The organism is Spirulina sp. LEGE 11439, from assembly GCF_059821285.1.
In genome coordinates, this window is the sequence record NZ_JCAMRX010000002.1 from 286,600 (window position 1) to 298,804 (window position 12,205).

At 39.3% G+C, this 12,205-nt stretch carries 10 protein-coding genes; 4 read left to right on the forward strand and 6 right to left on the reverse strand.

All coding sequences use genetic code 11. The features are described 5' to 3' along the window. The first annotated feature begins 517 nt into the window (after positions 1–517). Positions 518–1,402 (forward strand): MBL fold metallo-hydrolase, encoded by an 885-nt coding sequence (locus AC6RV6_RS02640; RefSeq protein WP_500238781.1) that lies wholly within the window; start codon positions 518–520, stop codon positions 1,400–1,402. A 165-nt stretch (positions 1,403–1,567) separates the two neighbouring features. Here AC6RV6_RS02640 and AC6RV6_RS02645 read toward each other — a convergent pair whose 3' ends face one another. Beyond that, the gene (locus AC6RV6_RS02645; protein WP_500238748.1) at positions 1,568–3,580 is read right to left on the reverse strand and encodes an ATP-binding cassette domain-containing protein; all 2,013 of its coding nucleotides are present in this window, start codon (positions 3,578–3,580) and stop codon (positions 1,568–1,570) included. A gap of 209 nt (positions 3,581–3,789) precedes the next feature. Here AC6RV6_RS02645 and AC6RV6_RS02650 point away from each other — a divergent pair, with 209 nt between their 5' ends. Together AC6RV6_RS02650 and AC6RV6_RS02655 are read left to right on the forward strand one after the other, a co-directional pair. Then, a complete protein-coding gene (locus AC6RV6_RS02650) occupies positions 3,790–4,686 on the forward strand; it encodes a HipA domain-containing protein (protein ID WP_500238749.1) in 897 nt (298 codons plus the stop codon). Further along, entirely contained in the window at positions 4,683–5,450 is a 768-nt protein-coding gene (locus AC6RV6_RS02655; RefSeq protein WP_500238750.1) for an HIRAN domain-containing protein, read from the forward strand. The genes AC6RV6_RS02650 and AC6RV6_RS02655 overlap by 4 nt, the downstream gene beginning before the upstream one ends. 143 nt (positions 5,451–5,593) lie before the next feature. Here AC6RV6_RS02655 and devC (AC6RV6_RS02660) read toward each other — a convergent pair whose 3' ends face one another. Next, positions 5,594–6,763, reverse strand: a complete 1,170-nt coding sequence (gene devC, locus AC6RV6_RS02660; protein ID WP_500238751.1) for an ABC transporter permease DevC — start codon at positions 6,761–6,763, stop codon at positions 5,594–5,596. A gap of 2 nt (positions 6,764–6,765) precedes the next feature. On the opposite strand from devC (AC6RV6_RS02660), the gene devC (AC6RV6_RS02665) reads away from it, so the two are divergent. Further along, entirely contained in the window at positions 6,766–7,992 is a 1,227-nt protein-coding gene (gene devC, locus AC6RV6_RS02665) for an ABC transporter permease DevC (protein ID WP_500238752.1), read from the forward strand. Between the two features lie 2 nt (positions 7,993–7,994). On the opposite strand, the gene AC6RV6_RS02670 is transcribed toward devC (AC6RV6_RS02665), so the two are convergent. The 4 genes from AC6RV6_RS02670 to AC6RV6_RS02685 form a co-directional block, all read right to left on the reverse strand. Beyond that, positions 7,995–9,398, reverse strand: a complete 1,404-nt coding sequence (locus tag AC6RV6_RS02670) for a fatty acid desaturase (RefSeq protein ID WP_500238753.1) — start codon at positions 9,396–9,398, stop codon at positions 7,995–7,997. A gap of 98 nt (positions 9,399–9,496) precedes the next feature. Beyond that, positions 9,497–10,696: a hypothetical protein gene (locus tag AC6RV6_RS02675; protein ID WP_500238754.1), complete on the reverse strand. Its 1,200-nt coding sequence runs from the start codon at positions 10,694–10,696 to the stop codon at positions 9,497–9,499. Between the two features lie 19 nt (positions 10,697–10,715). Further along, positions 10,716–11,324, reverse strand: a complete 609-nt coding sequence (locus AC6RV6_RS02680) for an alpha/beta hydrolase (RefSeq protein WP_500238755.1) — start codon at positions 11,322–11,324, stop codon at positions 10,716–10,718. Positions 11,325–11,358: 34 nt separating this feature from the next. Beyond that, a complete protein-coding gene (locus AC6RV6_RS02685; protein ID WP_500238756.1) occupies positions 11,359–12,201 on the reverse strand; it encodes a GNAT family N-acetyltransferase in 843 nt (280 codons plus the stop codon). Between the last annotated feature and the right edge of the window lie 4 nt (positions 12,202–12,205).

Here is a 12,205-nt window from a genome sequence, read left to right on the forward strand (position 1 = left end):
TCATTGTGATTGAACTCACAAGTCAAGTTTTCCCAATCGCGCTAATATGTATGAAATTCGGACTAAAATTTCCTGAATTCATTGAGGGTGCCAGTAGAGGTAAAATAGAATGCAAGCCTAGACCCATACGCCTAGACTATAGTTATTAACTAACTATATAGATGGTTACAGATTACCAAGACAGATTTTGTAGTACGTCATGTAGCTCTACCTATAGTTGTAGCTTTTGTTGTATTGAACAGTCCGATCTAACAATCTAATTAATATGTCTAGGCTGCGATCGAACAATCATCTACCAATTTCCCTAAACTTTTCCAACCTGTTAGTACTTGTTGATTAACAGTTTAATTTTTTCTCATCCGTTCTTTCTCAATCGAATAAAATTTTCTGAATGAGAAGCAAAAAAGTGGAGAAACTTGAAGGAAAGGTTATACTTTATGATAGCTGCTAACTCGAGGCTTGAACTCATCTAATATTTATGCCACTAGATACCCAGCCAGCAGCCGTTACCTTAGCAATGCCGAACACTGATATCCAGGAGGAAAGCCTTGCTGTGAGCTTTGATGTGCAGTTTTGGGGCGTTAGAGATCAAATCGCAACTCCGGGGAAAAATACCATCCGCTATGGTGGTAATACGTCCTGTGTAGAAATGCGTGTAGGAAAGCATAGCCTTATCTTTGACGGCGGCACTGGATTGCGAATTTTGGGGAATCATCTCCTCAGTAAAATGCCGATCGAAGCCCATATTTTCTTTACCCATTGTCATTGGGATAGAATTCAAGGCTTTCCCTTTTTCGTTCCAGCCTTTATCCCCATCAATCACTTTCACATCTATGGTGCCACAGCTTCTAATGGCTCATCTTTTCAACAACGCTTGAGCAAACAGATGCTCGGACCGAACTTTCCCGTTCCCATTCAGGTAATGCAATCCAAATTAGATTTTTACGATCTGGCAATTGAGGAAAAGCAGTGTATAGGGAAGGATATTTTTGTTGAAAATATACTCCTCAATAACTATCATCGTTCGGTTGGGTATCGCATCACTTGTTCGGATAAATCAGTGGTCTATGCGATGAGTCCGGATTATTCTTTAGAACCGAATAGTCCTGATGCCCAAAAATTATTAAAATTAGCAGATAAAGCAGATTTACTTATCTTGGCTTCTCCCAAAACTATTTATAAACAAGAGAAAGAGGGAGAAAAAATCAATCCAGAATTGGATAAGAGTTGGAAATTTTGTATCGCTTTAGCAAAGGAAGCCGGTGTAAAAAAAGCGATCGTTTCCTTACACAGTCCCGATCACGACGATAATCACCTCGATCGCATCGAAAAGCAACTGAAGGCAATTTTCCCCAAAGCATCTCTAGCCAGTGAAGGCATGGTTATTTCTCTTTCCGAATAATTTATTTTCGGCATAGTTTATTGTTGGCGCTGGTGGGTGTATAGTCTTTTAGGATCGAAATAGTACAGAGACATCATAATCTATTCGCGACGGTCAAACACGAATTACTCAAGTCCTCATCTGCTAATGTTGTGCGGCTCGATCGTTGCTAGGGAGGCGATCGCACTACAGATAAGTAAAACTTTTTCGGAGTGTATCGATAGCGTCTGGCAAAACGCCTCCGAGAGCATTAACGATTTCCAAAAACCTATCTCGATCGCCAGTATTGAATTCAGCGTTGTTGAGCTTATTAAGCGCATGAACGACAGCAATGACTTCGCGATTTTGCGGATCGATAATCGGCAGAGAGAGAATATTGCGCGTCCTAAATCCTGTTTCTCGGTCGATATCAGGGTTAAAATGAGGATTTCTATAGGGATCGTTAACGATCGCGGGTTGACCTGTTTTCGCCACGTAACCCGCAATTCCAGTTTCAAGGGGAATTTCGATCTCAATTCGTTCTCCATTCTTACCGAGTGCATTATCAGCTCGTAATGTTTGTTTGTCTTGGTTGATAATAAAAAGCGTTACTGTTTCTGCTTGCAATACTTGAGCCATTTTCAAGGCGAGAACGTCACCTAAATCATCTAATTTATGTTTGAGCAGAGAGTCTTGCACCATAAACTTATTCTGGTGAACTTCTGCAAGCTCCTGATTTAATTCCTCTAAGAATTGAATGAAGTGATCGACAGAAAGCGCCTCAACTTTACGTTTCAGGTCGTCAGGATCGCTTTTTAGGGTTTGCGTAATAATAGAATGACCTTGTTTGGCATATAAAATACTAGACTGAAGTACCAATTCCAAAGACTGTGTAAGATCGAAAAATCGTTCTTCGTCCTTGCGATCGAAAGGGGAATCTCCTTTTTTATTCAACACTTGTACGACAGCAAATACTTCATTTTGCTCATTAAACATGGGTAAACAAATCAAATTTCGCGTGAGAAAACCCGTATCGCGATCGATTTGTGGATTAAAACGTGCATCGTTATAAGGTTCGGGAATATTTACGCTTTTTCCTGTTGTCGCAACACTTCCAGCAATCCCTGCATTAATGGGAATTTCAATACTAATTAATTCTCCACCTTTCCCCCGAGCATTTTTAGACCAGAGTTTCTGATTTTCGCGATCGACTACAAAAAATGTCACTTGTTCTGCGTTCAATATTTGAGCAATTTTTACCGATAATGTTTGAATAATTAATTCTAATTTACCGCCCAAAGAACGACTTTCTAGGAGAGTCATCGTATTGAGCAATTGCGAAAATTCAGCATTCAGTTTGTCTAAAAACTTCGAGAACTGTTCTGTAGAAAGAGGGCGGACGGTATCGGCAATTTCCTTGGTATCCATCTCTAAAATTGAGGATACTAAGCTACTAATACTGCGAAGGAGCTCTCCTTTTGCTTGGGATAAACGCCCATCATCTAAACTAATCACCGTATCGGCAAGTTCCAATACTCGACTATCGTGCGTGACCAGCAATAATGTTCCATCTCGTTCTTTTACTAAGTGTTGCATCATGGATAAAACTTCCAAACTAGAAGAGCGATCGAGGGCGGCGGTGGGTTCGTCAGCTAAGATTAATGAAGGTTGATTGACGAGAGCGCGAGCAACGGATACTCTTTGTTTCTGTCCGCCCGATAAAGCGTTAGGTTTATAATTAATTCGCTGTCCTAAACCTAGTTTTGTGAGAATTTCAACGGCGATTTCTCGTTTTTGTTGTTTATATTTTCTATTTCCTCGTTTTCTGCGATCGCCTAATTCTACAGCTAACTCGACATTTTGCACGGCGGTTAAAGAATCGAATAAATTATGAGCCTGAAAAATAAAACCGATCTTGCGCCGTACTTCTACTAATGCCAATTCTGACAGACCGACTAACTCGCGATCGAGAACTTTTAAGCTTCCGTCCCGAGCCGATCGCAATGCACCCATTAAGGTTAATAAAGTGGTCTTTCCGGAGCCGGAAGGACCGGTTAAAACTACCGTTTGACCTTTGAATAGATCCAAGTTGATATCGAAGAGAATTTGCTTGCGAATATCCCCCCGACCAAAATAATAATTCAAATTACGGATGCAAATGACAGAATCATTTGTGGTTTTGGGTGCTATATTAGAGTTTGCAAGCAGGAGATCGGACATGGTTGTAGGAAAATAAACAAAAACTTGAGATGCTACCGAACTTGTTATGTCAAAAGGGAACAGGGAATATAAAGCTGTCACGCATCCAAATTGGGATATTTTAGCGAGCAAGATGTTTATCTACGGGACGCTACGCGATCGCATTATGACAATAATATAATACTACGATGGCAGTTACGCTCCTCTCCCCTTCCCTGAAAAAAATAATAATGAAACATCAGTTTGAAATTATTTCTCTCAATTCAGAACAAATGAGAGAAGCTCAAGAAGAAATGATGGGGACTAAACCCAAATTTTGGCTAAATCATCCTCAACTGGGTCGCTGTTTATTCAAATATCCTCGTCCCAATACAGGAGAAGATTGGTCTGAAAAAATAGCCTTTGAGTTATGTCAACTTTTAGACTTACCATCGGCTCGCTATGAGTTAGCAGAAACACTAAACAAAAAAAAAGGAATCATCGGTGTAAATTTCTTAAAAAGAGGTGAAACATTAGTTCATGGAAATGAAATTCTGAATCGTTTACTCCCGAACTATTCAACTGTAGCAACTTATAACAATCATGAATATACTATTGGAGTCGTAATGAAGGTTATTAAAATTAACAATGTTGGCTTTCCCTCTAATTGGAACATTCCTTCTACATTTACAGATGCTAGAGATTTATTTGTAGGCTATTTAATGCTCGATGCTTGGATTGGGAATAGCGATCGTCATCACGAGAACTGGGGGTTTGTGAACTCTCAAAAATATTCAGATCAAAAATATCTTGCTCCTACCTACGATCATGCTTCTTGTTTAGGTCGAGAACTTTCCGACGAAAGACGCAAGAGCCGATCTGTAGAAGCCTATGTTAAGCGGTGTTCATCTGCATTTTATCAGTATAAAACCGATAAAAAACCTCTGAAAACTTTAGACTTGTTACAGTATATTGTGACTCAATATCCTCAAGCGAGTCAAGAATGGCTGAGTCGTCTCGAGCAAATTACTGAAAAACAGATAGACTGGATATTACAAGCCTTTCCCGAGCATCGTCTCTCCGCAGTAGCAGGACAGTTTGCCAAACAGATTTTACTCACCAATCAAAATAGATTACTCTCATTATGATGTCCCCCCTCAAAATCATATTTTTAGCTTGGCAAGATCATAACAGTCGCTTGTGGTTTCCAGTGGGTCGCCTCACTTTTGATGGAGAAATCTACACCTTTGTCTATATTCAAGGGGCAAAACGAGCCACACAATATGGATTTACCCCCCTCATTTCCTTTCCAGAATGGGAGCAAGAATATCGCTCCACTGAATTATTTGCAGTGTTTGCAAATCGAGTTATGCCCCCTTCTCGACCAGATTATCAAAACTTTCTCAGTCGCTTCAACTTGTCGCCCCAAAATCTCGATATTCTGGAGTTTTTAGGACGGACTGGAGGACTCCGAGAAACCGATTATTTTGCCGTTTTCCCTTATCCTCAACAGGATGAGCAAGGGCAATACCATCTCAACTTTTTAGCTCATGGTTTACGACATTTACCCGAAACAACACTACAACGCATCGAACAATTAAACATCGGAGAAACCCTTTGGTTAGCCCATGAATTTCATAACCAATATGACGATAAAGCCTTAACACTCAATACCCCAGATCACTATATTGTCGGCTATTGTCCGCGCTATTTAATCAGTAATATCTTTGAAATCCTCATGCGCGATCCAAATCTAGTCCGGGTCACAGTGGCTAAAATTAGTCACTCTCCTATTCCTCTCAATTATCGTTTGCTATGCAAAATAACCTATTCAGGTGTTGTCGGATATGAACCGTTTACACAGGAAGAATATCAACCTTATTGTCATGTTTATTCTACCATTCAAAAATAAATCCCATTCAACAAAAGTTAAAGCAGTCAAAATACAATCTTAAATTGATCTTGAAAAACACGAAACCTATAAAAGGCAAATCTGGAAAAGCATTGGGTAACAAAGCTTCATAGCGTTCTAGTGTAGTATAATGAACTGATTTATTATTGGAATCCTTCAGCCGGATCGATATTCCGAACTTTTAATATAGAAATAAATCCCGAAATCGAACACATCACCACAGTAATAATCAACATATTAACGGCTCTCAGTACGGTCATTTTGAAGACTAAACCAGTAAGCCCTGCGAGAAGGCGATATAAACTCATTGAGATTAACAAACCCGGGACAAAACCCAATCCTGTTAAAATGACCACTTCCTGTAAAACGATCGCCAAGAGATAACGATTGGGATAACCCATTGCTCGCAAAGTGGAATATTCCGGCCAATGATCCGAGATATCGGTAGATAATACTTGATAAACTAAACTAATCCCAACGATAAAACTCATACTGGCAAGCATATTAAAAACAAAGCCTACGCTGGTCGTCTTTTGCCAATAATCTAATTCCCGTTGGATAAAGTCTTCTTTGGATAAAACGGTCACATCGTCGGGTAATGTTTGGCGCAATCTGGCAATCAAAGTAGAAAGCTCGATCTCTTGCGTCACTTGGACTACACCAATATCAATCTCCTGCAAAATTCGACCCGCAAGAGTGGGATTGGAGGGAGAAAAATAGCGGAGAAAATTGCGATCGCTCATGATAAAGTTGCCTCCCCCCGCAACGATCTCGCTGCCAAGATTAAAGGTACCGACAATCTGGGTTTGACGATTACCCAACTCGCTTTCGACTCCTGCGTTTATGGGTCCTACTGAAGATTTCGAGAAGCGATCGACTAAAACGGTATTGGGGAGTTGCAAGATTTTCTGATATCGATCCACCTCGGGGAGCAAAAAGAGCGGATTTTGTAGATTAAAAGCAAGAACTCTGACGACACCATACTCATTAGTTTCCGCATTTTTCCATTCAGCAACGCGAATATAGAGAGGAAAAGCCGTTTTAACACCACTGAACCCCCGAATGCGATCGAGCCACCGTCGAGGAAACTTTTTCGTGCTTCTCATGAAGTAGCGGAGTTTGTGGGTGATGATAATTTCGCCATTGAGACGTTCGATCAATTGCACTTGACTGTCATAGAGAGCATTTTCAAAACCCTTAAATGCGAACATCAAAAAGACAGCAAATGTCACACCAGAAATTGCGGTGAGAAAACGGCGGGGTGAATGGGTTAGATTCAGCCACGCTAAGGGTGTTACCTTGGAAGAAAACATCAGTGCAAAACAATAGGATTGGATTTAACTCTCAAGCAAACGATCGCTTTGAGATAAGATACACCAATCGCGATTTTTACTTTGACAAGATGGAAAATGTTCCTGTAGCATGGCTCAATTTGCTCCATAATAAATCTCGATTCTTGGCCGCGATCGCCGGGGTGGGTTGTTCTGTAACGCTTGTTTTTGTCAACCTCGGCACTTTGGGAGCAATGGAAAATGCGGCACTTGCATTTTACCGCCAATTGAATGCCGATGTCTATTTACTTTCTACAAAAAGTAAAGATCCGACTGTATCTACTGTTTTTTCCATTCGACATTTGTATCGGCTCGAGGGATTAGCAGAAGTCAAACGAGTGATGCCTCTATATTCAGGTCAAACCCAATGGCAAAATGCCGTGACGGGTAATGGTCGTCAGATTCAAGTCTATGGATTCGATCTGAAGAAAGCAACATTTTTCCCAGAATTATCGCCTGAAGTTATTACCGGCTTACAACCTCCCGATACAGTTATCTTCGATCGCCGTTCCCATCGCGAATACGGGCCTCGATATGTCGGCATTACGAGCAAACTTGGTGAAGAAATCGTGGAAATTATCGGTTTATTTTCCTTGGGGAATAGTTTTGAATACGATGGCACGATTTTATTAAGCGACCAAAACTTTCAACGTTTATTTTCTCACTCTCTTAATTTAGCGAGTGAAGGATTAATCCAACTTGAGGAAGGAGTAGATGCCGATCGCTTTGTTCGCAAACTGAATCAAAACCTATCCCCTGATGTTATTGCCTTAACGCGACGGGAAATTATGGATCGAGAGACAAATTTCTGGATTCATGAGTCCACCTTTGGCATAATTTTTCAAGCGGGAGCCGCGATCGCGTTGATTGTTGGCGTTGCAATTCTTTATCAAGTTTTGTCTAACGATATTACCTCTCATTTACCCGAATATGCTTTTCTCAAAGCAATGGGCTATCATAAACGCTACATTTTATTGGTCGTTCTACAAGAAGCAACAATCCTCGCTTGTTTGGGGTATATCCCGGGTTTTTTCATGTCTTGGGGATTTTATCAAGTTATATTTTCAGTGACGGGTCTTCCTTTCTATATGGAAGTTCAAAGAGCAACTTTCATCTTTTGCTTAACTGTGATTATGTGTTTGACTTCGGGGGTCATTGTCGTGAATAAAGCGACACGACTCGATCCCGCAGAAGTATTATCTGCCAGTTAAAATTATAACTTCTCTATTTCCAATTCTTCTGGAGGAAGAGCCATCTTCGTAATATGCCTTTGAAAGGATTGCTGGACTTCAATATAGGTTGTTGCAATATAAGGAACACCATGTTTCTGACATACACTTTTAACAATCGGTGCAATTTTTTTCAACAAACGAGGCTTAAAAGCAGGGAATAAATGATGTTCGATATGGTAGTTAAAATAACCATAATTAAATTCAATAAATGATAGTATCCAGTTGGTTGGATACCAGTCTCCTGATGTTTTAACTTGGGTTTTAGCCCAAGAAAATTGATGATGATAACCATTGACATCTTCATTTAAAGCTAAAACATGATGAGTTTCTTCATGATTATTGTATAACAATAGAAATGCTGAATAAGAGAAAGAGATTGAAAATATAGCAAACAGCATCATAGCATGAGCAAAACCATGTAAATACATAGAATAACCAACCAAACAAAATACGATTAATTTGGCTACAATATGTCCAACAATTTCATATTGATGGCGCAGAAATTCTCGATTCTGAATCAACCAAACTGTACTCATAAAGAAAGCACGAAAATGATATATTATCAGCCCTAGCCAAAAACTTATATGTTGATGTCCATGATAGTTCTGATGTTTCACATATTGATGAATACGCAGAGGGTCATACTGATTAGTTTGATGATCGATGGATGAATGAGGTTGATTGTGATGGGTTTGATGAATGATTTGCCATTCTAACCATGAAAATCCACTTAAATCCATAAAATGGAGTGCCAAAAAATTTAATAACTTATTTTTTGTAAAGCCAAAGTGTGCCACCATGTGGGAGACTCCCGCGCAAGCACAAACCATCTGAAATCCAAGTAATATTGCTGCGACAATCGAGCCTTCGATCCAAGTTAAATATGATAAAATAATAAATAGTATTCCATAATAGAGGAGATATAAAATTCCTTCAAATTTAGAGTAATGAATGGATTCATTGTTTTCTTTTAAATATTCTTTGACCTTGGTTTTTAATTCCAACCAAAATTCATCTTTGTTGATTTCTTTATAAACAATTCGATCTAAATATCGGCCATCGCTGTCTTTATGCAAAAAATCCTGCTTGACATCTAGATACCCTATTACTTTTATATTATTTCTCTTTAAAAAATCTTCACTTTTTATTAGCTCTTCTACATTAGTGTTAATATGTGCGGATGAAAATAAGCCGCTACAATCCGTTCCTAAAATTCCTCGAAATGTATCCCCAAAAGGATGTTTTTCGACGAAATCCGTGATATCATAAATAACACCATTAATGGCAATCCAAGCATCTGAGTAACTGGAATGCTCTTTTAGTTCTGAGTAACTAACGAATTTGTTTTTGTACGAATCATATTCTTCTTGTTTGTTATTACTCATAATTGTGTGTATTTGTTACTTTTGCATCTATTCAAAAATATAACACTTGTTTTTTTAATGTCAAGATTTGCCGTAGTAAAAATTTTCCTAGATCCCTACTAGAGATTATCATTAATAATAGACAAAAGACGTTTATTAGCTTGCGACCAGTGCAATTGCGCGATCGCAATATCTTCTTCTGGCTCTAATGTCTCAGTTTTTCGGATCGAGCGAATTGCTTCTTCTTCATTTTGATAGAAGAGTGCGTTTTTGAATTGCTTGAAAAAATGATTGGAAGGATGATCGGGGAGGATTGCAAATTTTCCCATCGCCAGTGCTTCAGCCGTGCTAGTGCAGAGCATTTCGGAGAGAGAAAGATTAATAAAGGTCTTATAGTTTGCCAGATCGAGATCGGGAGAATTGGTACTATTGAAATAGTTGATATATGGGGAATTCAAATATTCAAGATTCTGAGCAAGCCTAGCATCATATTGCTTTTTAAGGGATGGAGGTAACTCATCGGGGACTCTTAATATTTGACCATACACATCCAAGAATATTTTATACTTCACTGCCCATTGAAGGAGAACATCGACCTTTTTGAGATGAGTTAATTTACCGATATAGTAGTTTCCTGATATATTTTTGCTTTTTTGAGCTACTGTAAAAAACTGTTCGCCAACACCATTCACGTTTTTGACATAACGGCGATCGTGCAGTTTTGGTAATACTGGAACTAAGTCAATTGTGAGATCTAAATGACGGTTTAATAATGTTCTACCTAGAGTTTTTAAGACTTGAGTCCCGAATTGTTCCTGAAAAATATTTGCCGCAATTTCCGGGATAAAATAAAACCAATTTGTTTCAATGATTCCAATCGTTAATTTATATTTGCATTTGAACTTTTTTCGAGTGAGTAATTTAAGATTGGGTTTCATATTGTTGGGATGGCTCATTAATTGAAGCGGATCTTCTAGAATAAGAATGTCGCCAGAAAAAGGATAATCAATAATACTTTCCTTGGGATAGAGTGAATTACTAAATTTACGATAGATCGCTTCATAAGACCGAATTTTAAGATTATTTTGACACCAAGATGTATCGGCAACAGAGCCTTTGAGGTATTCATAGGATAATTTTATAGTCTCATCCCTCTTTAAGAGCTTAGTAGATTCACAAGTTTCAATTGCATTGGTACATTCAGGAATTATGAGTTCCACTTGGAAATCTTTGGAAAGATAGGCAGCTCGTAAAAGTGCATTAATGCTCATACCAGTTAGCCAAGGTAAAGCAGCAGTCGTGACAATACTGATATCCATAAGTTTTCTTTTCAGAACTTCATGAAAGAGCAGCAATAAACTCTTGTAATGCTGATAAGGCTGAATCGTTTATTTCGTGAGCCATTGGGAATTCTTGGTATTTGATTGAAACTTCTCGTGCGGTTAAAGTTTCTTTAACATCGCGAGCGGCTTGTATGGGAACGACAGGATCGAGTTCTCCATGTACGATTAAGGTGGGTGGCGATGTGTTGTCAGCCTTGGGGAGAGCGTGAAAGTAACCGCTAACACTACATAATCCTGCCAATGGTAACTCAAACCCTACATCTAATGTCATGGCTCCTCCTTGGGAAAAGCCAAAGAGTACGGTACGATCGAGAGGAATTTGAGTTTGTTCGGGAAGCGATCGCAGCCAAGTCAGCAATAATTCCCGGCTTTCTGCCAATCCTTCGCGTTTTTCGGTTTCCAGAGCATACCACGCCCGACCCCACGGAACTTGAAAATGAGGAAAAGGTGCATTGGGAAACAAAAATTGGTATTCGGGAAGATCGAGAAGGTTAACTAAACCTGCCAGATCGTCTGAATTTGCACCCCAACCATGCAGCATTACTAAAAGACGAGTTGGAGTTTGGCCATTACGAGGCAGAATAGAACGACTTTCTAAAGACATGAAAATAGGAAAGAGGTAATGAGAGAAACTCTCGCTATTTTAATTGTTTACCAAAAAGTGCATAATGTCGAATGGGTTGTGCATAATATTGACTAATATTGCTGGAAGGATTAGCACGATTCATCAAAGCATGAATAACTTTTTTATAACCCATTTGGGATGCGATCGCATGGCATTTTTCGACTAAAATATTCCCCAGCCCAGCATACTTTCGCTGAGGAAGCACGGCAACTGTTTTGAGAATTACTGTTTCGATCGCGTTTCTTCGTTGCACTTCTAAGGCATCAGGGAGGGCAAATAAGAAGCCGATCGCTTGGTTTCGCTCTTCAGCAATGAGAACGAGTTCCGGCTGAATATAGGGCAAAATCGGACGATAGAGGGCGATAAATTCAGGTGTAGAGATGGGTTGATAGAGGAAGTTTTTGCGAAATGCCACGATCGCAATTTGATAAATTTTTTCGAGTTCTGTTTCTAAGTTTTCTGGATTTAACGAACGAATGGTTATACCGCGATCGCCTAAGCGTTTTTGCACGGAAATTAAACGGCGATCGCTCATTTGTAAATCCGTACACAGGGCAGAATAATAATGCGCGATCGGGAAAAAATCTTGTTCTAATAAGGCTCGATATAGCTCATCGGAAGCATTGGGTTCGAGGAAAAAGGGGGGATAATTTCCCCGTTCCATCACGAGGCGATAATTATGCCATGTATTGCGATCGATGGGAGCGATCGCAAATGTACATCCTTTTTCCTTTAACTGCTGACAAGAGGTTTGGAGTAAAATTTTGGGATTATTTCCAGAGAAATTGCCAATATATCCTGTTGCATTTCCTTGATAAGCGATCGTATTTTCCCACCAAAGAGAATAAGATTTCATTTCA